Source organism: Salinirubellus salinus (assembly GCF_025231485.1).
Taxonomy (GTDB): domain Archaea; phylum Halobacteriota; class Halobacteria; order Halobacteriales; family Haloarculaceae; genus Salinirubellus; species Salinirubellus salinus.
The window spans coordinates 3,926,342-3,947,155 of record NZ_CP104003.1; the positions used below are offsets into that span (position 1 = coordinate 3,926,342).

At 68.6% G+C, this 20,814-nt stretch carries 21 protein-coding genes; 9 read left to right on the forward strand and 12 right to left on the reverse strand.

The genetic code is table 11. From position 1 onward, the window contains the following. Positions 1-5: 5 nt before the first annotated feature. From N0B31_RS20405 to N0B31_RS20425, 5 genes are all read right to left on the reverse strand, one after another. Positions 6-578 (reverse strand): thiamine pyrophosphate-dependent enzyme, encoded by a 573-nt coding sequence (locus N0B31_RS20405; protein ID WP_260593489.1) that lies wholly within the window; start codon positions 576-578, stop codon positions 6-8. After that, entirely contained in the window at positions 568-1,077 is a 510-nt protein-coding gene (locus N0B31_RS20410; protein WP_260593490.1) for a hypothetical protein, read from the reverse strand. The genes N0B31_RS20405 and N0B31_RS20410 overlap by 11 nt, the downstream gene beginning before the upstream one ends. Before the next feature lie 73 nt (positions 1,078-1,150). Continuing rightward, a complete protein-coding gene (locus N0B31_RS20415) occupies positions 1,151-2,341 on the reverse strand; it encodes a CaiB/BaiF CoA transferase family protein (RefSeq protein WP_260593491.1) in 1,191 nt (396 codons plus the stop codon). 49 nt (positions 2,342-2,390) lie between these two features. After that, positions 2,391-2,798, reverse strand: a complete 408-nt coding sequence (locus N0B31_RS20420; protein WP_260593492.1) for a Zn-ribbon domain-containing OB-fold protein — start codon at positions 2,796-2,798, stop codon at positions 2,391-2,393. Next, complete coding sequence (locus tag N0B31_RS20425; protein ID WP_260593493.1) at positions 2,795-3,976, reverse strand: thiolase domain-containing protein; 1,182 nt, start codon at positions 3,974-3,976, stop codon at positions 2,795-2,797. The genes N0B31_RS20420 and N0B31_RS20425 overlap by 4 nt, the downstream gene beginning before the upstream one ends. 132 nt (positions 3,977-4,108) lie before the next feature. Here N0B31_RS20425 and N0B31_RS20430 point away from each other — a divergent pair, with 132 nt between their 5' ends. From N0B31_RS20430 to N0B31_RS20445, 4 genes are all read left to right on the forward strand, one after another. Then, a complete protein-coding gene (locus N0B31_RS20430) occupies positions 4,109-5,311 on the forward strand; it encodes an acyl-CoA dehydrogenase family protein (RefSeq protein ID WP_260593494.1) in 1,203 nt (400 codons plus the stop codon). 18 nt (positions 5,312-5,329) lie between these two features. Continuing rightward, on the forward strand, positions 5,330-5,890 hold the full coding sequence (locus tag N0B31_RS20435; RefSeq protein WP_260593495.1) for a MaoC family dehydratase: 561 nt from the start codon (positions 5,330-5,332) through the stop codon (positions 5,888-5,890). 15 nt (positions 5,891-5,905) lie between these two features. Beyond that, complete coding sequence (gene scpC / locus N0B31_RS20440; RefSeq protein WP_260593496.1) at positions 5,906-7,333, forward strand: succinyl-CoA:acetate CoA-transferase ScpC; 1,428 nt, start codon at positions 5,906-5,908, stop codon at positions 7,331-7,333. Between the two features lie 123 nt (positions 7,334-7,456). Further along, positions 7,457-8,227, forward strand: a complete 771-nt coding sequence (locus N0B31_RS20445; protein ID WP_260593497.1) for an IclR family transcriptional regulator — start codon at positions 7,457-7,459, stop codon at positions 8,225-8,227. 482 nt (positions 8,228-8,709) lie between these two features. Here N0B31_RS20445 and N0B31_RS20450 read toward each other — a convergent pair whose 3' ends face one another. From N0B31_RS20450 to N0B31_RS20460, 3 genes are all read right to left on the reverse strand, one after another. Then, positions 8,710-9,495 (reverse strand): IclR family transcriptional regulator, encoded by a 786-nt coding sequence (locus N0B31_RS20450; protein WP_260593498.1) that lies wholly within the window; start codon positions 9,493-9,495, stop codon positions 8,710-8,712. A 410-nt stretch (positions 9,496-9,905) separates the two neighbouring features. Next, entirely contained in the window at positions 9,906-11,306 is a 1,401-nt protein-coding gene (locus N0B31_RS20455) for a dihydroorotase (protein WP_260593499.1), read from the reverse strand. Next, positions 11,303-11,974: an isochorismatase family protein gene (locus tag N0B31_RS20460; RefSeq protein ID WP_260593500.1), complete on the reverse strand. Its 672-nt coding sequence runs from the start codon at positions 11,972-11,974 to the stop codon at positions 11,303-11,305. The genes N0B31_RS20455 and N0B31_RS20460 overlap by 4 nt, the downstream gene beginning before the upstream one ends. A gap of 105 nt (positions 11,975-12,079) precedes the next feature. Between N0B31_RS20460 and N0B31_RS20465 the strand changes: the two genes are divergently transcribed. Beyond that, positions 12,080-13,516, forward strand: coding sequence for an FAD-dependent oxidoreductase (locus N0B31_RS20465; RefSeq protein WP_260593501.1), 1,437 nt, complete (start codon positions 12,080-12,082; stop codon positions 13,514-13,516). 25 nt (positions 13,517-13,541) lie between these two features. On the opposite strand, the gene N0B31_RS20470 is transcribed toward N0B31_RS20465, so the two are convergent. Genes N0B31_RS20470 through N0B31_RS20485 form a run of 4 tightly spaced genes read right to left on the reverse strand, consistent with a single transcriptional unit; the run spans position 13,542 to position 17,668 of the window. After that, positions 13,542-14,906 (reverse strand): dihydroorotase, encoded by a 1,365-nt coding sequence (locus N0B31_RS20470; protein ID WP_260593502.1) that lies wholly within the window; start codon positions 14,904-14,906, stop codon positions 13,542-13,544. Continuing rightward, on the reverse strand, positions 14,903-15,559 hold the full coding sequence (locus N0B31_RS20475; RefSeq protein ID WP_260593503.1) for an isochorismatase family protein: 657 nt from the start codon (positions 15,557-15,559) through the stop codon (positions 14,903-14,905). The genes N0B31_RS20470 and N0B31_RS20475 overlap by 4 nt, the downstream gene beginning before the upstream one ends. Before the next feature lie 53 nt (positions 15,560-15,612). After that, positions 15,613-16,476: an HpcH/HpaI aldolase/citrate lyase family protein gene (locus tag N0B31_RS20480; protein WP_260593504.1), complete on the reverse strand. Its 864-nt coding sequence runs from the start codon at positions 16,474-16,476 to the stop codon at positions 15,613-15,615. After that, positions 16,469-17,668, reverse strand: a complete 1,200-nt coding sequence (locus tag N0B31_RS20485) for a CaiB/BaiF CoA transferase family protein (protein ID WP_260593505.1) — start codon at positions 17,666-17,668, stop codon at positions 16,469-16,471. Before N0B31_RS20485 ends, N0B31_RS20480 begins: the two co-directional genes overlap by 8 nt. Positions 17,669-17,770: 102 nt before the next feature. Here N0B31_RS20485 and N0B31_RS20490 point away from each other — a divergent pair, with 102 nt between their 5' ends. Genes N0B31_RS20490 through N0B31_RS20505 form a run of 4 tightly spaced genes read left to right on the forward strand, consistent with a single transcriptional unit; the run spans position 17,771 to position 20,806 of the window. Next, positions 17,771-18,145 (forward strand): nuclear transport factor 2 family protein, encoded by a 375-nt coding sequence (locus tag N0B31_RS20490; protein ID WP_260593506.1) that lies wholly within the window; start codon positions 17,771-17,773, stop codon positions 18,143-18,145. Continuing rightward, positions 18,142-19,122 (forward strand): LLM class flavin-dependent oxidoreductase, encoded by a 981-nt coding sequence (locus N0B31_RS20495; RefSeq protein WP_260593507.1) that lies wholly within the window; start codon positions 18,142-18,144, stop codon positions 19,120-19,122. The genes N0B31_RS20490 and N0B31_RS20495 overlap by 4 nt, the downstream gene beginning before the upstream one ends. Continuing rightward, a complete protein-coding gene (locus N0B31_RS20500) occupies positions 19,119-20,486 on the forward strand; it encodes an acyclic terpene utilization AtuA family protein (RefSeq protein ID WP_260593508.1) in 1,368 nt (455 codons plus the stop codon). Before N0B31_RS20495 ends, N0B31_RS20500 begins: the two co-directional genes overlap by 4 nt. Beyond that, positions 20,483-20,806, forward strand: coding sequence for a DUF4387 domain-containing protein (locus tag N0B31_RS20505; protein WP_260593509.1), 324 nt, complete (start codon positions 20,483-20,485; stop codon positions 20,804-20,806). The genes N0B31_RS20500 and N0B31_RS20505 overlap by 4 nt, the downstream gene beginning before the upstream one ends. Positions 20,807-20,814: the final 8 nt, after the last annotated feature.

Genomic DNA, 20,814 nt, shown 5'->3' on the forward strand with positions numbered 1-20,814 from the left:
GAGACTCACTCGGACGGAGCGACGGCGTCGCGGAACCGCCACTTGATGTGCGCGAAGTCGAACGGTGGCCGCTCGTCCGGGTCGACCGGCTCCACGTCGCAGACGACGACCGTGGCCTCGTCGGAGGCGACCGCATCCGCGTACGCCGCCTCGAAGTCGTCTGTGGTCGAGACGTGGGTGGCGGCCAGCCCCACGTCGCGAGCGACGGCGGCGAAGTCGACCGTCCGTGACGCGGAGGGCTGGCCACCGGTCGTCCCGTACTGGCCGTTGTCCCAGACGACGACTGTGAGGTTCGGGGGGTTCTGGTCGGCGACCGTCGCCAGCGCGCCGAGCGACATGACCATCGAGCCGTCGCCGTCGAGGACGGTCACCGGGTCGTCGAGCGCGAGTGCGAGCCCCAGCCCGATGGGCGTCGTCGAACCCATGCTCCCCCACTGGTAGAAGTTCCGAGCGCGGTCCTCGACGCCCGCGAGGACGTAGGAGGCGACGCCGAGGTTCGAGACGATGGCGGCGTCGGGAGTGATGGAGAGGAGGCGGGCGGTACACTCGTACTGGTCGGCAGGGGTGTCAGTATTCATCTTTGGCTCCGATGAGGGTGGACTCGAGCATCACAACGTACGGCTCCTCGGTCGAGAACGCCGACTTGGCGGCCATGTCGACGTCGCGAGCGACGGTGTCGGTCTCTGCGAGGCTGTGGTTGCGGATACCCATCGTGTCGAGCAGCGCGGGCATGTTGTAGCCGAACGGTACCTGCGCGAGGTTGAACTCGCCGAGGTCGCCACGCCGCGAGACGAGCCCGAGGAAGGGGATGCGCGCGGGTTTGCTCAGTGAGCCGATGGCGTTCAGCGTGTTCGCGAGCCCGCTCGACTGGACCAGCAGTGCCCCGCGCTGGTGGCCGAGCCACCCGCCCGAGAGCACGCCGATCGCTTCCTCCTCGCGGGCGACGTTCACCGCGGTGAACCAGTCGTCGTCCTCGACCGCCTCGATGATACCCCCGAGCGCCGTGTCGGGGAGGTACACCACCAGTGAGATGGAGTTCTCTTTCAGTACCGATAGCACATCCGCTTCCCATGCCATACTCGGTGCAACCCGAGCGACGGCTTAACTGTTTCTGCCGTGTCCCCCGGTCGCACGACGCGTCGGCGTCGGTTCAGATGACGCCGGCACCCCGGAGCTCGTCGATCTCTCCCGCAGAGAGCCCGAGCACCCGCGCGAGCACGTCGGCCGAGTCTTCGCCGACGCGCGGCGAGTCGGTGACGGGGACGTCCTCGCTCCCGGCGAACTTGATCGGCATCCCCGGGACGGGGATCTCCGGGCGACCACCGCCCTTGTTCGGGACGCGATTGAGCATCCCACGGGCCTCCAGCTGTGGGTCCACGAGCAACTCCTCGAGCGTCTTGACCGGGGCACAGGGGATGTTCGCCGCACGGAGCTGTTCGACGGCCTCCTCCTTCGTCTGCCCGTCGCACCACTCCTCGACCATCCCGTCGATCTCGTCGGTGTAGTCCGTCCGGCTGGCGAGCGTCGTGAAGCGCTCGTCGTCGAGCAGCTCGGGACGGTCCATCAGTTCGACGAGCCGTTCCCACGCCCTGTCGGTCATACAGGCGATCGTGACGTAGCCGTCGTCGACTGCGTAGGCGCTGTACGGTGCGACGGCGAGCCCAGAGTGCCGGTTGCCGGTGCGCGGTGGCGCGCCCTCCTCGCGGATGTGCGAGGCGATGGGGGAGGTGAGCGTCGGGTAGACGCAGTCGAACATCCCGACCTCGACGTAGTCGCCCTCGCCGGTCCGCTCGCGCCGATAGAGCGCGGCCACGATCCCCGCCGCGAGGTGGATGCCACCGAGGAAGTCACAGACGGCCGGGCCCGCCTTCACCGGGGGGCACTCGGGGTAGCCGGTCGTGTGCATCACTCCCCCCATCGCCTGGATGGTGAGGTCCATCGCCGGATAGTGCTTGTACGCGCCGGTGTTGCCGAACCCCGACCCGTAGCCGTAGACGAGTCGCGGATTGACCTCGGAGAGCACGTCGTACCCGACGCCGAGTTCGTCCATCTTCCCCGGCGAGAAGTTCTCGACGACCACGTCGGTCTCCACGACGAGGTCCTTCAGGAGCGCCTTCCCCTCCTCGGTCTTGAGGTTCAGTACGAGGCCGGCTTTGTTCGAGTTGAGGAACTGCACCTCTGGCGTCTCGCCGTCGGCGCTCCGCGCACGGACCGCCTCGCCACCCGGTGGCTCGACTTTGACGACGTCCGCGCCGAGGAACGACAGGATGAGCCCGCAGTACGGTCCCTGATAGACGTGTCCCAGGTCGAGGACACGCACGTCTTCGAGTGGCCGCTGCATGCCGGGTAGACCCGGTGGGTCGTCAAATAGGTGCCGGTGGGGTGGGTCGTTACACCGGCGTGAAGACGGGGACGGCGAACGCCCCGTCTTCGGACGGTTCGAAGCGGACCTCGACCGAGACACCGACGGCCACGTCCGCCGGGTCGCAGTCGACGAGGTTCGTCATCAGTCGTGGCCCCTCGTCGAGCTCGACGTAGGCGTTGACCAGCGGCAGTTCCGCCTCGGGCCAGCCGGCGACCTGATGGGCGACCGTGTAGGAGTAGACGGTGCCCCGCCCGGACGCCACGAACCACTCGACGCCGTCGCCGAGACAGTCCGGACAGTGCGCCCGAGGGTAGACGTAGACCAGGTCGCAGTCACGACACCGCTGGATGCGTAGCTCCCCGTCCAGCCCCCCAGTCCAGTACGGTTCGTTCTCCGGGGTGACGACGGGACTCGGACGCGGCTCCCACGTCATCGGTCTTCACCCCCGAGGACGAGCGTGACGGAGCCGTGTCGCGTGGCGATGCTCCCTCCCGTCCCGTGCGCGACGCCCACGTCGGCGTCGACCTGCACCTCCGGGTTCGCCTCGCCTCGGAGCTGTCGGACACACTCGATTATCTTGGTCATCCCGCCGCGGTTCGGGTGGTTCGAACAGAGGCCCCCACCGTCGGTGTTGAACGGCAGGTCGCCGTCGGGCGCCTGCAGCGTCCCGCCCTCGACGAACGTGCCGCCCTCGCCCTTCTCGCAGAAGCCGAGGTCCTCCAGCGTCTCGACGACGGTGATGGTGAACGAGTCGTAGATGGAGGCGTAGTCGACGTCGTCGGGGCCGAGACCGGCCTCGGCGAACGCCCGGCGGCCCGAGTCGACGGCGCCGGTTCGGGTGAGGTCGATGCGGCCGGCGTCGTGGTGGGCGATGGCCTCGCCGTGGCCCAGCACCTCGACACACTCCCGGTCGAGCTCGTCACGCACCGCGTCCGAGACGACGACGAGCGCCCCACCGCCGTCGGTGATGACACAGCAGTCCATCAGGTGGAGCGGGTCCGCGACCATCCGCGAGCCGACGACGTCCTCGATACTGACCGGGTCCCGGAACCGGGCGTGCTCGTTGTACTGCGCGTGGTGGGCCGCGGCGACCCGCACCTCGGCGAGTTGCTCGCTCGTGGTGCCGAACTCGGCCATGTGGCGCCGGGCGGCCATCGCGTAGTGCGCGAGCGTCGTCGCGCCGTAGAGCCGTTCGTAGGTGTCCTGCACGGCCGTCAGTGCACGGACACCCGTCCCCGTCGCCTGCTGGGCCGACCGGGGACGGCCGGCGAGCGTCACGAGCGCCACGTCGCACTTGCCGTCGCGGATGGCGCTGACCGCGTGGCCGACGTGGCTCATGTACGCCGAGCCGCCGAAGTCCGTCGAGTCGGCGAACGCGACGTCGAGCCCGAGGTAGTCGGCCATGATGAGCGGCGTGAGCGACGGGAGGCCGTCCTCGTGTTCGGGGACGCCGGCGGTGAGGTAGCCGTCGACGTCGGCCTTCGAGAGGCCGGCGTCCTGGAGGGCCCCCCGAGCGACCTCCGCGTGGAGCTGTTCGGTCGACTTGTCCGGGGCGTTGCGGGTCGGATGCTCGTACGCGCCAGCGATGTACACTGGCTCTGCGGTATCCATGGGCGTGGTGACCCTCGCCGGTACGTAAAGGTTTGCTACCGAGGGCCACAGCGCGGCACGGCGTCGTCCCGGTGTGGCTCTCGCTCGCACGCTGCATAGAGTTATAACCCCGTCCTCCATACCGACAGAGCGATGGAGGCCGTAACGGACACCGTAGAGCTATCGGCACAGCAACGGCTCGTTCGCGAGAGTATCCGTGATATCTGTGACGGCTACGACGACGAGTACTGGCGACAGAAGGACATCAATCAGGAGTATCCGCAGGAGTTCGTCGACGACCTCGGCGCCCACGGCTGGTTCGGCATCCTCGTCCCCGAAGCGTACGGCGGCGCGGGCATGGGCACGCCGGAGTCTGTCGTCATGATGGAGGAGATCGCCGCCAGTGGCGGCGGCTTCGCCGGCGCACAGGCGGTCCACGGGGGTATCTACAACTCGGTCCCGATCGTCCGCTACGGCAGCGAGGCGCTGAAGGAGGACCTCCTGCCGCGGGTCGCCGCAGGCGAGGCAGCCATCCAGTCGCTCGGCCTGACGGAGCCGAACGCCGGCTCGGACTCGACCTCGATCGAGACGCGTGCCGTACGTGACGGTGACGAGTACGTCGTCGACGGCCAGAAGATCTGGACTTCTCGAGTCGACGCGACCGACTACGTCGTGGTCGTCGCCCGGACGACGCCCAGAGCCGAGGTGGCGAAACCGACTCGCGGCATCTCGATGTTCCTCGTCGACCTCGACGCGGCCCTCGACGCCGGTACGCTGGAGAAGCGAGCCATCCCGAAGACCGCGAGCAACGCGGTCCACGCGTTCGAGCTCTGGTTCGAGGAACTCCGGGTCCCCGAGGCGAATCTCATCGGCGAGGAGGGACGAGGGTTCTACCAGCTGCTCGACGGCCTCAACGAGGAGCGCATCGTCATCGCGGCGGAGTGCCTCGGGCTGGGCGAACTGGCCATCGACCGTGGCGTCCGCTACGCCCGCGACAGGGAGGTGTTCGGACGACCGATCGGGCAGAATCAGGCGATCCAGCACCCACTGGCCGAGGCGTACGCACGCGTCCAGGCCGCGAAGGCGATGACGTATCAGGCGGCGGACGCAGTCGAAGGGGGCGACAGTCGAGAGGTGGGCGCTCGTGCGAACGTGTCGAAGTTCCTCGCAGCCGACGCGGCGTTCCAGGCGGCCGACGCTGCCGTCCAGACGCACGGCGGCTTCGGCGTCGCCCGCGAGTACGACGTGGAGCGCTACTTCCGGGAGGCTCGACTCACGCGGCTGGTCCCCATCACGCAGGAGCTGGTGCTCAACTACGTCGGCGAGAAGGTGCTCGACCTCCCGAAATCGTACTGAGATAGTTATGACACGGACATGAACGACGAAGCTACGAACGACGACGAACGACGCGTGATCGCCGGCTGGCAGGGTCGGTACTTCGAGGACTTCACCGTCGGCGACGTGTACAAACACCCGTTCGGCCGGACCCTCACCGAGACCGACGACGTCTGGCTGACGAACATCACGATGAACGTGAACCCGATGCACTTCAACGAGGTGTACGCCGCCGAGACGGAGTTCGGTGAACGGCTCGTCAACGGCCTCGTCGTCATCGCGCTCGCCGTCGGCATGAGCGTCATCGACGTGTCGATGAACGCGACGGCGAACCTCGGCTACGACGACGTGCGTCACGAGGGGCCGGTGTTCCACGGCGACACCCTCTTCGCCGAGAGCGAGGTCATCGAGACGAGAGAGAGCAGTTCCCGCGAGCACGTCGGTATCGTGACGACAGAACTCCGGGCGTACAATCAGGACGGCGACCGGGTGCTCTCGCTCACCCGGACGCCGATGGTGCTCAAACGCGAGTACACGGCGCCGACGCCCGAGCAGCCTCCCGGGTGGCCCGAGGGCATCGGCGTCCAGCGAGGTGAGTGAGCCGCCGTGTCCCGGGTGACCGAACGACTCGAGGGTGACGTGCCCGTGCAGTCGGCGACCACCGCGGCGTCCCTCGTCCGGGAGACGGCGACGCTGGCGGTCAGTGGCTTCGGTCGCGTCGGCTACCCGAAGGCGGTCCCACTGGCGCTCGCCGAGAGCGGCCGTGACCTGTCGCTGACGGTGGTGAGCGGTGGGAGCGTCGGCGAGGAGATCGACACCGAACTGCTCGCAGCCGACGCCATCGAGCGGCGGTTCCCGTACCAGGCGACGCCCGAGGCGCGTGAGGCCGCCAACCGGGGCACCGTCGCCTATCAGGACCGACACATCGAGGCGTTCGGCGACGAGGTCCGACAGGGCCACTACGGGGCCGTCGACGTGGCTGTCGTCGAGGCGGTGGCCGTCGGCGAGGACTGGCTCATCCCGTCGACCTCGCTCGGTCACACCCCGGCGTGTGTCGAGGCAGCCGAACGCCTCGTCGTGGAGGTCAACGAGGTGCAGCCGCTGGCGCTACAGGCACTCCACGACGTCTACGTGCCCGACCCGGTTCCACACCGCGAACCGGTCCCGCTGACCAGTCCGGGTGAACGTATCGGTGGCCCCCGGATCGAGTTCGACCCCGCCAAACTGTCGGCCGTGGTGCTCACCGACCGGCCGGACTCCCCGTACTCGTTCCGGGAGCCGACGCGAGAGGACGAGGCTATCGCGGTGAACCTGGCGACGTTCCTCTCTGCAGAACTCGAACGGAACCCGACGTTCGCGGAGTCGGTTCGGCTCCAGTTCGGTGTCGGGAGCCTCGGGAACGCACTGATGGGCGAACTCGGACGGATCGAGTTCGGCGACCGGGACGTCGCCTACTACGGCGAAGTGGTGCAGGACGGGCTGCTGGACCTCGTGGACGACGGGTCGCTCTCTGCCGTGAGCGCCACCTCCCTCGCGCTCTCGGAGACCGGGCAGCGACGACTCTTCGAGCGCGTCGAACGGTACGCCGAGCGGGTCGTCCTCCGGCCGGCCGAGATCACGAACGGTGCGGAACTCGTCAACCGACTCGGGGTGGTCGCCGTCAACAGCGCGCTCGAGGTGGACCTGTACGGACACGTGAACTCCACACACGTCGATGGGACGCACGTGATGAACGGCATCGGTGGGAGTGCGGACTTCTTCCGGAACAGCCCACTCTCGATCGTAACGCTGGCCTCCACGGCGCGGGACGGCGCGCTCAACCGCATCGTGCCACGGGTCGGCCACGTCGACCACACCGAACACGACGTCGACGTCGTCGTCACCGACCAGGGTGTGGCTGACCTGCGCGGAAGCGCTCCACGCGAGCGTGCCACGTTACTGGTCGAGAACTGTGCGCATCCGTCGTTCCAGTCGTCGCTCGAGGACTACGTCGACCGGGCGAACACGGCGGGGGGTCACGAACCGCACGAGACCGACCGATAGACTCGCCGTTTCACCGACGAAGTCGGAACAGTCGTCGCCGCAACCGCCCCGTCTGAGAGGTCGGAACGCCCGTTCTGCTCGGCGGAACCTTATAGTAGTAGTACGGCCAATCCGTGCCAACAGATGACGAACGAACACCCGACTCCTCGAACCGTCAAGACGACGGATACGGCGTTCACCATCCTCGAGGAACTGCTGGAGGCCGACGGTGCGACCATCACGCAACTGGCCAACGAACTCGGGATCGCCAAGAGCACGGTCCACCGCCACCTCCGGACGCTCTACAACCGGGAGTACGTCGTCCGTGACGGCGACACCTACCACGTCAGCCTCCGGTTCCTCGAGTTCGGCGAGCACGCGCGGACTCGAAACAAGGGGTACCGGCTGGTCAAGGAGAAGGTCGAACAACTCGCCGAGGAGACCGAAGAGCGCGTCCAGTTCATCGTCGAGGAGCACGGCTACGGCGTGTACGTCTACCGGGTGACCGGGAACCGGGGCGTCCAGACCGACCCGGGAATCGGGAAACGGATACCACTGCACGCGATCGCCGCCGGGAAGGCGATCCTCGCCTACCTGCCGGCGGAGCAGGTCGACGCCATCCTCGAACAGCGTGGCCTGTCTGGAATCACGCCGAACACGAAGACCGACCGCGACGTGCTGTTTCGGGACCTCGAAGCCGTCCGTCGCGAGGGGTTCAGTGTCAACAACCAGGAGAACGTCGAGGGCCTGCGCGCCGTCGGTGTGCCGATCAGAGACAAGGACGGCAGCGTGCTCGGCGCGTTGAGTGTCTCCGGGCCGACTCACCGCATGAAAGGCGAGTGGTTCGAGCACGAGCTGCCGAACCTCCTCCTCGGGACAGCGAACGAACTGGAACTGAACATCACGTACGCGTGACCGCGTTCCCGCGCAGTCAACATCCTGGCGGGTGCCGTCCCCCGGGTCGACCGTGCGTGGTGTTCGCACGGGCCGTTCCGCGATACCGAACGGCCGATACGAAGCGATGTAACCTGCCGTCGCGGGCGGGCGGTGGAATCGCGGGCGGACGGCGTCCGTCAGCGCCCCGTGGCGTCCGCGACCGTCGTCGCGGCTGTCCGGGAACGAGAGCGACTGTACGCGGGAATCGTGCGGTCATCCGAGGCTGTGACCGGTACACTCCCGTCGGTGAACTCCGGTCCCGGTGTCTCTATCCGGTGCTTGCTGTCCCACGTCACCACGGGTCGTGTGGCAGAATACCGCACGATCTGCGTTCTGCATAACGGAACGGCCGTTCCACCCACTCTGTCCGGTGGTCGAGAGACGACGGGGATGGTGGACGCCCGGCCGCTCAAAATAACAATAGTACGTTTGTTATTGTTTGTGGGCGGTGTCGGTCGGGCTCACGTGCTCGACTCCGGTGCGTACTTGAGGTTGAGCTCGAGCTCGTTGGCCGACCCGAGCAGGAGGTCGGGGATCCCGTCCTCGAGCCACTCGCCCTTGATCCGATGTGCCGGCCCCGAGACGCTGAGTGCACCCACGACGGTCCCGTCAGGGGCGAGGACCGGCGTGGCGACAGCCTGGAGCCCCTCGATGCACTCCTCGCGGTTGAACGCGACACCGCACTCGCGGATGCGCTCGAGTTCGGTGGCGAGCTGCTCGCGATCGGTGATCGTCGACTGCGTCTCCGGGGGCAGTCCCCACCGGTCGACGATCTCGTCCACGCGCTTCGCTGGGAGGTGAGCGAGGATGGCCTTGCCCCCGGCGATCGTGTGGAGGTAGCGTCGGGTTCCAGTGGTCGAGTTGGTACGAACCCCGTGTGTACCCACGCTGCGGTAGAGGTACACTGCACGACCGTGCTCCTCGGTCATGAACAGTGCCCGCTCCTCGGTCTCCTCGGCGAGTTGGTCGACGACGGGGCGGGCCATCGCGTAGGTGCGGTTTCGCTCACGGACGTACTCGCCCAGTCCGAGCAGCCGCAGGCCAAGGTGGTACTCGTCGGCCTCCTTCACGACGTAATCGTGCGCCTGGAGTGTCGAGAGGTGCCGGTGAACGGTGCTCTTGCCGATATCGAGGTGGTCGGCGAGTTCGGTCACCCCCCCTCCGTCGAGCTCCCGGATGGCTTCGACGACGGAGAGGAGCGTCGCCGCCGATTTCACCGTCCCCGAGGCGGAGTCTGTTTCGTCCATGTGTGGTAGTACCACGCTCCGGTATTAGTTGTTCCGCATCGAGGAACGGCCGACTCGCGGACGGAGTGCCGTCTAGGTTCACACCAGAACGTGTTCCGGGCGGTTCCCACGAATCGGGGCATTCCGCATCGAGGAAGCGACGCCAGAACGAGTGTCGAAACGGCGGGCTCAACCAGCAACATCTTCCCGTTCGTGGGGGTGTCGAGCACGCGAACCCCCGCAGGTATGGCCGGTGTTCCGCACCGAGGAACGGAGCCGTGAGGGGTAGCCTCTGGGCCACGTGACGCCGAACGTCTCCCGAGCAGTCGCGTTCGCGACGGCGGTACCGCTCCCAGACGCGACCCCGGGCGTCGACGACGTCACTCTCGGATCCCCGACGAGGGGAGACGACGGGGGACCGACCGCCGCCCTCAGATGGGGCGGTCGATGTGTGTGCCGTACCCCTTCTCCCCGACGACCTCGCCCTCGGCGTACGCCAGCCGACCGCGGACGATGGTGTGGGTCGGCCAGCCGGTGACCTCGCGGCCGTCGTACGGTGAGTAGTCGGCCGCCCCCTGCAGGAGTTCGGGCGTGACGGTCTTCGTCTCGTCGAGGTCGACGACCACGAGGTCGGCGTCGCTGCCCACGCGGATGGTCCCCTTCTTCGGGTAGAGGTTCCACGCCTTCGCCGTGTTCGTGCTCGTCACCGCGACCGCCCGCTCCAGCGAGATACGGCCCTCGTTCACCCCTTCCGAGAGGACGAGCGGGAGCATGACGGGGGTGCTCGGGAAGCCGAGGGCGCTGTCGCGGATGCCCTCACCGAACTTCGTCTCCGAGACGTTCGCACAGTGGTCGGTCCCGATACAGGAGATGGTGCCGTCGGCGAGGCGCTCCCAGAGGACGTCCTGGTCGTGTTGCGACCTGACCGGGGGGTTCACCTTCATCCGCTCGTCGCACTCCTCCGTGGTCAAGCAGAGGTAGTGGGGGCAGGTCTCGCCCCAGTGGTCGTAGCCGGCCGCCCGGAGCGCGGCGAGTTCGTTCGCCGTTTTCGCCGAGGAGATGTGGACGGCGTAGAAGCTCTCGTCGTAGTCGTGGAGCTTCGCGAGCGACGCGCCCGCGACCATGCTCTGCGTCTCGGCGTACCCGGGGAACTCCTCGACCATCACCTCGTACCCCTCGTCGGGGTCCGCCTCCGTGTCGTCGCTCTCGGAGGTGACGTAGACGTTGCCGCCGGCGAGGCCGTTCGTGATCTCGACGTTCTCGGAGTGGTAACCGAGCGTCGTCGGCGCGTCCTGCTCGGCGAGCTTCTGGATGAACGCGTCGCCGTAGTCGTCGAGCATGTCGCAGTCGACGCCGAACTTCTCCCCGGCGGCGTACTTGTAGTTCATGTACCACTTGAACGTCGTGATGCCGAGTTCCTCTACGAGGTAGGGTATCTCCTCGATGTGCTCGAACGAGAGCAGGCCGAGCGAGAAGAAGTAGTCGTGGTAGTAGTTGGGTTCTGCCTCCTCGAAGTAGCCGGGCATGACCTCCTCGTAGGAGGCACCCCGCCGGAAGTAGTTCCCGATGGTCGTCACGCCGCCGACGAGGTCCGAACGCGACTCGCTCTCGGCGTCCTCGTCCAGCCCGCGGTAGATCCCGTGGTGGGTGTGTGGGTCGATGGCCCCCGGAAGGACGTGCTTGCCGGTGGCGTCGACGACCTCGTCGCCGTCGAGCGCCCCCGGACGGGCGATGGCCGAGACGACGCCGTCGTCGGCCGCCACGTCCGCCTCGAACGTGCCGTGCTCCACCGAGACGACCGTCCCGTTCCGGATCACGAGGTCGTAGGTCATGCCAACACCCCCATCTCGTCGAGGTACGACTTCACTTCCTCGACCTCCAGGACCTCGGCGTACTTCATCCAGAGGTCGAGCAGGCCGATCTTGTGCGACGCTTCGATGCGGTCGAAGATGCACTCCTGCGGGAGCACGACGTTGAACCCGTTGGACTGCGCGTCGACGGCGGTTGCACGGACGCAGCCCGACGTCGAGTTCCCGACGATGACGACGGTGTCGACGTCCGCGCGGATGAGCCGCGAGACGAGGTCGGTCCCGTAGAACGCGCTCGCGTACGACTTGTCGATGACCGTGTCGCCCTCCTCCGGGGCGACCGGGTCGACGATGGCGAGGTCCGGGTGGTCGGGGTCGTCGTAGCTCGACGGCACCACCCGGGTGTACGTGATGGGGATGTCGTGCTCGCGGACGAACTCGAGGAACGGTTCCATGTGGTCGATGGCCCGCCACGCGATCTCGCCCATCGCGGTCCGGTACTGCTCGACGGCGTCGAGGATCGGCTCGTCGTCGCCGACGATGAGTTGCTGCATGTCGATGACCAGTACCATCGGATTCTCACCGAGGCCACGGGACTCCCACGACGACGCCCCCTCCTTGTCGTACCCTGCCTTCGTGATGACCTGCTTGTCCTGCTCGGAGAGCAGGTCCTCCCAGATTCGCTCAGTCATGTGTAAGATTCACACCCGGACTCTGACGGCAGCCAGTATAAAATTTCGTGCCGGGGCCGTCCTCCATGCGATACGTTTACAACCGCCGGACACGCCGTGAGAGACATGAGTGAGTCCGAGCAACCGACGCTCAGCGACGACCGGCAGGAAGTGCTCGACGCGGCGGACGTGGCGTGGGACGTGGAGACGGACGTCCTGGTCGCCGGCGCCGGGGGGACGGGGCTCGTCGCCGCACTCGCGGCCTGTGAGAACCCCGACCTCACGGTGACCGTCCTGGAGAAGGCACCCGAACCGGGCGGCAACACCTCGCTCTCCACGGGGATGATCCCGGCAGCGGGGACGCACCTCCAGGAGGAGAAGGGCATCGAGGAGACGCCCGCGGACATGGCCCGCGACATCCTCGAGAAGAACCACTACGAGGCGGACGAGGAGCTAGTCCACCACCTCGCCCGCGAGAGCGTGAACCTCATCCACTGGCTCGTCGACGACTGGGGGGTCAACCTCCACCTCGTGGACGACTTCAAGTACCCGAAACACTCGGAGTTCCGGATGCACGCCCCCGTGGGGAACAACGGGGCGAACCTCGTCGCCGAGCTGGTCGAACTCCTGGAGGCGCGCGAGAACGTCGAGTTGCTGACGAACGCGCCGGTCACCAAGCTCGTCGCCGAGGACGGGGCCGTCGCCGGGGTCGTCGCCGGCGACCGCCGCGAGGAGTACATCGCCGCGGCGAAGGTCATCCTCGCGACCGACGGCTTCGGCGGCAACCGACGGATGATCCGTGAGTACTGCGACGAGGAGATCGAGGAGGCGCTCTACTTCGGGTCGGACGGCAACACCGGTGACGGCATCCGGTTCGGCGCGGATCTCGGCGGCGACCTCGCCTACATGGACTCCTACCAGGGTCACGCGACGGTCGCGCGGGACACGGGGGCGCTCTCGACGTACGCCATCGTGATGAACGGCGGCATCCTCGTCAACGAGGACGGCGAGCGGTTCGGCGACGAGTCGGCGGGCTACTCGGAGTTCGCGGTGGACGTGCTCCGGCAGCCCGGCGGCGTCGCCTACGAGATCTTCGACGAACGCATCTTCGAGAAACTGACCGGGCAGTTCGACGACTTCGACGAGGCCGTCGAACTCGGTGCGTACACCGAGGCCGAGACGGTTGCAGAGCTGTGTGCGGTGTTCGACGTCGACGCCGACAGGGCCGAGGCGTCGCTGGAGGCGTACAACGCCGCCGTCGAAGCCGGCGAGCCGGACGAGGTCGGCCGCGAGGACGGCGTCCACACCCTCTCGCCTCCGTACTACGGGACGCGCGTGACGGGTGCGCTGTTCCACACACAGGGCGGACTCGTGGTGGACGAGGACGCCCGCGTGCTCCGGGAGGACGGGAGCGCGGTCGAGAACCTCTACGCGGGCGGTGGGGTAGCCAACGGGGTCAGCGGCCACGGTGCGGGTGGGTACCTCTCGGGCAACGGGCTCACCGCCGCACTCGGCTTCGGCCGGCTGGCGGGCATCCACGCCCGCGAGTCGCTGACCGAGTGACCGAGGAGCCGTCCCGTCGTCGGTATCAGACCGGCCGGTCGACGTGCGTCCCGTACCCCTTCTCGCCCGTGACCTCGCCCTCCTCGAACACCACGCGACCGCGGACGATGGTGTGGGTCGGCCAGCCGGTGACCGCCATCCCCTCGTAGATGGAGTAGTCCGACCCGGCCTGCAGGAGTTCGGGCGTGACAGTCTTCGTCTCGTCGAGGTCGACGACCACGAGGTCGGCGTCGCTGCCCACGCGGATGGTCCCCTTCTTCGGGTAGAGGTTCCACGCCTTCGCCGTGTTCGTGCTCGTCACCGCGACCGCCCGCTCCAGCGAGATACGGCCCTCGTTCACCCCTTCCGAGAGGACGAGCGGGAGCATGGTCTGGGTGCCCGAGAACGCGAGGCCGGTCTCCCAGAGGTCGTCACCCAGCTTCTCGTCGAGCGTGTTGCAGACGTGGTCGGTGCCGATACACGAGAGCGTGCCGTCGGCGAGCCGTCTCCAGAGGGTCTCGCGGTCCGTCGCGTCGCGCATCGGTGGCGTCACCTTCATCCGCGCGTCGCAGTCGTCGGCCGTGTAGACGAGGTACTGCGGGCAGGTCTCGCCCCAGAGGTCGTAGCCGGCCGCCCGGAGCGCGGCGATCTCGTCCGCCGTCCCGGCCGAGGAGATGTGGACCGTGTAGAAGCTCTCGTCGTAGTCGTGGAGCTTCGCGAGCGACGCGCCCGCGACCATGCTCTGCGTCTCGGCGTACCCGGGGTAGCGCTCGCGGAAGGCGTGGTAGTCGGCGTCCGGGTCGCCCGGCTCCAGGATGGACCGCGTGATCTCGACGTTCTCGGCGTGGTAGCCCAGCGTCGTCGGTGCGTCGACCCCCGCGAGCGCCTGGATCATCCCGTCGCCGACGTCGTCGGTCAGGTCGTTGTCCAGCCCGAACTTCGTCCGGGTCATGTACTTGTAGAGGTAGTACCACTTGAACGTGGTAATCCCGAGGTCCGCGACGATGTCGGGGATCTCGGCGACGTGCTCCGGCGAGAGGATGCCCAGCGTGTAGAAGTAGTCGTGGTAGCTGTTGGCCTCGCTCTGCTCGAAGTAGCCGTCCATGATGTCGGTGTACGTTCCCGGCCGCCGGAAGATGTTCCCGACGGTCGTCACGCCGCCGACGAGGTCGCCGTGCGTCTCCGTCTCGTGGTCCGTCGCGTAATCGCGGTACAGCCCGTAGTGGACGTGCGGGTCGATGGCGCCGGGGAGGACGTGCTTGCCGGTGGCGTCGACGACCTCGTCGCCGTCGAGCGCCCCCGGACGGGCGATGGCCGAGACGACGCCGTCGTCGGCCGCCACGTCCGCGCGGAAGGTGCCGTGTTCGACCGAGACGACCGTCCCGTTGCGGACGACGAGATCGTGGCTCACGCCGCCGCCTCCCGGAGGTAGCTGGTCACGTCGTCCGCGTCCCGGACGTGGCCGTACCGCTCGTCGATGTCCAGCAGCGCGACCGCCGTCGAGGCCTGCACCCGGTCGAACACGCACTCCCGGGGGACGAGGACGGCGAACCCGAGCTGGGCCGCGTCGAGTGCGGTCGACCGGACGCAGCCGCTCGCCGAGCAGCCGAGGACGACGACGGTGTCGACGTCCGCACGGACGAGTCGCGCGGTGAGGTCGGTGCCGTAGAACGCACTCGAGTACGATTTGTCGAGCACGAGGTCGTCGTCGCGGACCGCCAGGCCGTCGGTGAGGCCGATGTCGTCGGGACCGAGTCCGCTCCTCGCCCCGGGGACGACGCGGGTGTAGACGACCGGGATATCGGCGTCGTGAGCGGCCGCCAGCAGGGGTTCGATGTGTTCGAGCGCCCGATACGCGACCGCCCCCATCGAGGTCCGGTAGCCCTCGACGGACTGCTCGATGGGGACGTCGTCGCCGAACAGGTGTCGCTGGAGGTCGATCGCCAGCACGACCGGATGCCGGCCTGACTCGCACCGTGGAGTCAGCCCCGGCAACGGCTTCTCGTCGGTCGCGGCGAGCACCTCGCGGTCGCTCGCCCCGAGTATCGTGTCTCGCTCGGTCATGTGGACTACTCACACGATGCTTTCCGTGTCGGTGTAATAAGTGTATCTGCGGGTCAGTGGTCGGCGGCGGCGATGGCGTCGGCCCGGGCGACGAGCCGGCGGTAGCGCTCGACCAGCGCCTCGTCGAGGAACGTGCCCTCGTGGACGAACGCGCCTCGGTCGGACGCGTCGTAGGCCTCGACGTGCGTGCGGGCCGTCGCCACCGCCTCCGGGTCGGGCGTGAACACCTCGTTGACGACGGGGACCTGTCGCGGGTGGATGACCGACTGGCCGACGAAGCCGACCTCGGCGGCTCGAGCCGCGACCTCGCGCAGTGCGTCGAGGTCGGTCGGGTCCGGGTACACGGACGAGACCGGCTGGAGCCGGCCGATGGCCGCGAACCCGACGATTCGGTGGCTCAGGAACTCCCGGACGCGAGTGGAGGTCGGCTCGCCGCCGGTCGCCCGCGCGTAGTCGCCGACGCCGAACGAGAGCCCGGTCACCCGTGGTAATCCCGCCGCCGCCTCGGCGATCTCGCGTCCGGCGAACACGCCTGCCGGGGATTCGAGCAACAGCACCAGCTCCGGCGGGTCGTCCGTCAGGTCGTCGAGCGCCGCGACCGTCTCCTCGACCGCTCGCGGCGTCTCGACCATCGGGAGCGTCACCGTGTCGACGCCGGCGGCGACCGCGGCGTCGAGGTCCGCCGTCCAGTGGTCGGTCCCGAACTCGTTCACCCGCACGGACAGCTCCGTCTCGCCGAAGTCGGCCGTCTCGCGGACCGCCCGGAGGTTCTCGCGGGCCTGCGGCTTGTCCTCGGGCCGGACCGCGTCCTCGAGGTCGACCGTGACGGCGTCGGCCCCAGCGTCGGCGGCCTTCGCCATCATCTCCGGCGAGTCACCGGGCGTGTAGAGGAAACTGCGTCGCAGCCGCTCAACCAAGCCGCACCACCCCTCGGGCTTCGAGTTCGTGGACGTCCGCCTCCGACAGGCCGGCCCGCTCGGTGAGCACGGCCATCGTGTCGGCCCCGAGGTCGCGCCCCGCGTGGTCGATGCGGCCCGGGGTCGCCGAGAGGTGAGGGACGACCCCCGGCATCACGAGGTCGGGGTGCTCGTCGTCGTCGACCCGTTCGAGCGCGCCGCGCTCCCAGAAGTAGTCGTCGTCGAAGATGTCGGCGGTGTCGTAGACGGGACCGATGGCCGCCTCGTGTTCCTCGAACACGCGGAGGATCTCCTCACGGTCGCGCTCGGCCATCCAGTCGGCGATGATGGCGTCGAGTTCGTCGCCGTGATCGAGTCGCTTCGAGGCCGTGGCGAACCGCGGGTCCTCGGCCAGTTCCTCTCCACCGACCGCGCGCAGGATGCGCTTGGCGACGCTCTCGGCGCTCCCGGAGATGGCGACCCAGCGGCCGTCCTTCGTCTCGTAGGTGTTCCGGGGCGCGGAGTAGGCACTCCGGTTGCCCGTGCGGGTCTTGACGGTGCCGTTGACGCTGTAGTCGACGGTGAGTCGCCCCATGATGGAGAACAGCGGCTCGACGAGGCTGGTGTCGACGACCTGTCCCTCGCCGCCGTTCACGTCGCGGTGGTAGAGCGCGAACGTCGCGGCCCACGTCGAGTAACAGGCGGCGATGGCGTCCGCGAGCCCCAGCGACGGGAGCGTCGGTGGCTTGTCCGGGAACCCCGTCACCTCGGCGAAGCCGCTCATCGCCTCCGCGAGCGTGCCGAACCCCGGCCGTTCGCGGTAGCGGCCGGTCTGCCCGAAGCCGCTCGTGCGGACGAAGACGAGTCCGGGGTTCACCTCGCGGAGCGTCTCCCACCCGAGGCCCCATCGCTCCATCGTCCCGGGGCGGAACCCCTCGATGACCACGTCGGCGTCGGCGACGAGATTCTTGAACGTCTCCGCGCCGTCGGGGTCGCTCAGGTCGAGTCCGACGCTCCGCTTGTTCCGACCCAGCCACTTCCACGAGAGCGCCTGCCCCTCCCGGCCGAAGTTCCGTATCGAGTCGCCGACCGCGGGGTGTTCGACCTTGATGACCTCCGCGCCGAAGTCGGCCATGAACGTCGCGGCCATCGGTCCGGCGATGAGCGTCGAGCAGTCTATCACCGTCAGGTCGGACAGCGGCCTGTCTGGCATCGTCGAGGGTTCCTCGCCGGGTGGGATAAGTGGTTCGTCCCGTGGTACCACGACACACCAGAGACAACGCTTTTGCTACCCCGCCGCCCAGCCACAGTTCGGATGCCAGCTACTCCCACACCACGGGCAGTGGCGGAGGAGTTCTTCGCCCGCATGGAAGACGAACGGCGCGAGACGGTCGGTGAACTGTTCGCCGACGACGCGGTCATCACGCTCCCCGATGCGAGGTTCGAGGGGCCGGACGCCGCGAGCGAGTTCCTCGCCCACCTCGCGCCGCGCTACGAGTGGGCCGCGAAGGAGTTCGACCGCTGGCTCGAGACGGAGACGGCGGTCGTGAGCATCGGCACGCTCTACGGCGTCGACAACGACGGCGAGGCGTTCGAGGGCGTCCGCTACGTCGACGTCTACGAGGTCGAAGACGGGCGCATCCAGCGCGTCGACATCTGGAACGACCTCGCTGTCGACGGGGTCGTATGACTCGCACCGGCGTGCTGTTCGCGCTCACCGACGACCTCGACCTCGTCCAGCGGGCAGAGGAACTTGGCTACGAGAGCGTCTGGGCCGCGGAGGGGCAGGGCAAGACCGCGTTCGGGAAACTGGAGCGGTGGGCGACCGTCACGGAGGACGTCGGGCTCGCGACCGGCATCGTCAACGTGTTCTCCCGTACGCCCGCCGCGCTCGCGCAGGCGACGGCGACGCTCGACGCGCACTCGGACGGCCGGGCGATCCTGGGGCTGGGCGTGGCGCACCCGGGCGTCGTCGAGGGCTTCCACGGCGCGGCGTTCGACCGCCCGCTCCGTCGCCTCCACGAGTACGTCGAACTGGTCCGGCGCTACCTCCGCGGCGACGCGTCCTCGTTCGAGGGTGAGTTCTTCACGCCGGCGCGGACGAGTTTCTGGGAGGCGTTCGAGCCGGTGCGTGCGGACGTTCCCATCTACAACGCAGCGCTCGGGCCGGGCAACGTCCGGCTGACGGGACAGGTCGCCGACGGCTGGCTCCCGAACCTGTTCCCGATGGACGGGTTCGAGACGGCGCTCGGGTGGCTCGAGACCGGGGCCGAACGGGCCGGTCGGTCGGTCGACGACGTGGACGTCGCGATGTACGTCCTCACGGTGCCGGACGAGGACCCCGACGCGGCCCGACGACGGGCCGCCGAGCACATCGCGTACTACATCCGGGACATCCCCGGCTACTACGACCGCCCGGCCGAGGAGGCGGGTTTCGCCGACGAGGTCGCCGCCGTCAAGGACGCCGACTCGACGCCCGAGGGCGCCGCGAGCATCAGCGACGCGTTCGTCGACACGCTGGCCGTCGCCGGGACCCCCGACGCGTGCCGGGCACGTATCGACGAGCTGCGCGAGGCGGGCGTCGACCTCCCTATCGTCCGCGCCCCGACGGGCGCGAGCCCCGAACTCGAACGGCGGGTCCTGGAGACGTTCGGACCCGAACGATGACCCTCCGCTGTCTCTCGCTGAACGGGCTGATGCACGGCAACGGCTTCCCGACCGAATCGCTGGTGCGTGGACTGGCGCACGACCCCGCCTTCGTCGGCGTCGACGCCGGCTCGACCGACGGCGGCCCGCACTTCCTCGGCTCCGGCGAGAACATGCACTCCTCGCGTCGCGCGGTGAAGGGGGTCTACCGGGTCCTCCTGACCCACTGCCTCGCCGCCGACGTCCCGCTGCTCGTCGGGTCGGCCGCGACGGCCGGTGCGGACACGCACGTCGAGTGGACCGTCGACCTCGTGGCGGAACTCGCCCGAGAGGAGGGGCTGGACTTCGACCTGGGCGTCGTCTGGAGCGAGCAGTCGACCGACGCCGTCCGCGACGCCATCGACGCCGGCCGCGTGACGCCGCTCGACGAGTCGCCCGAACTGGACGCCGCGACCGTCGAGTCCAGCGAACGCGTGGTGGCGATGGCCGGCCCGGAGGTGTTCGTCGAGGCGCTCGACCGCGGCGCGGACGTGGTCGTCGCCGGCCGGTGTTCGGACGTGGCCATCTACAAGGCCGTGCCGCTGCGCGAGGGCTACCACGAGGGGCTGGCGACCCATCTCGCGAAGACCATCGAGTGCGGCGCGCTCATCGCCGAACCGCGGGGCGGCGACTGCATCCTCGGGACACTCACGGACGAGTCGTTCACCGTGACCCCGACCAACCCCGAGAAGCGGACGGACCCGCTCACGGTCGCCTCGCACCTGTTGTACGAGACGGCCGACCCGACCCGGTTCGTCGAGCCGCGGGGCGTCCTCGACACCAGTGCGGCGAGCTACGACGCCGTCGACGACCGCACCGTCCGCGTCTCGGGCTCGCGGTTCACCCGTGCCGAGAACTACACCGTGAAACTGGAGGGGGCGCGATGGGTCGGCCACCGGGGCGTCGCGGCCGCGGGAATCCGGGACCCGACCGCCATCCGGCAGCTCGACGACCTGCTCGCCACGGCGCGAACGAAGACCGAACGGAAGGCCGAGCGGCTGGATGTCGACGCGTTCTCGCTCGACGTCCGCGTCTACGGGCGGGACGGCGTGATGGGCGAGCGAGAACCGACGCCCGACCCCGGCCACGAGGTCGGGCTGTTCGTCGAGGCGGTCGGACCGGACGCCGAGACGGTCGACGACCTGCTGGAGGAGTTCACGTACACGCTGTTCGTGAGTGACTTCCCGGGGCGACAGACCACGGCCGGGAACGCCGCGTTCCCGACCTCGCCGGCACACGCGCCCGTGAGCCCGGCCTACGAGTTCTCCATCTGGCACCGGCTCGAGGTCGACGACCCGCTCGACCCGTTCCGCGTCGAGGTCCGGCCCGTGGAGGGGAGCGGATGAGACTCGGCGACCTCGCCGACGTGGTCCGCAGCAAGAACGCCGGCGTCCACTACGTCACCGTCGACGTCCTGTTCCACGACTACGCGACGTTCGAGGCCGTCCGCGACGCGGAGGTGCTCTCGGCGGCGACCGTCGCCGACCGCTACGGGCTCCCGGTAGAGGACGTGCGCTTCTTCGTCTACGAGCCGGGACTGGCGTTCAAGGCGACGTTCCCCCGCGAGCACGTCGCGGGGGGCCCGGGCGACCCCGACCTCTACGGCGCGCAGCAGCACGCGCCCTTGCTGGCCGTCGAGGTGCCCGTCGACACGGCCGACCCGTAGTCTTTTGT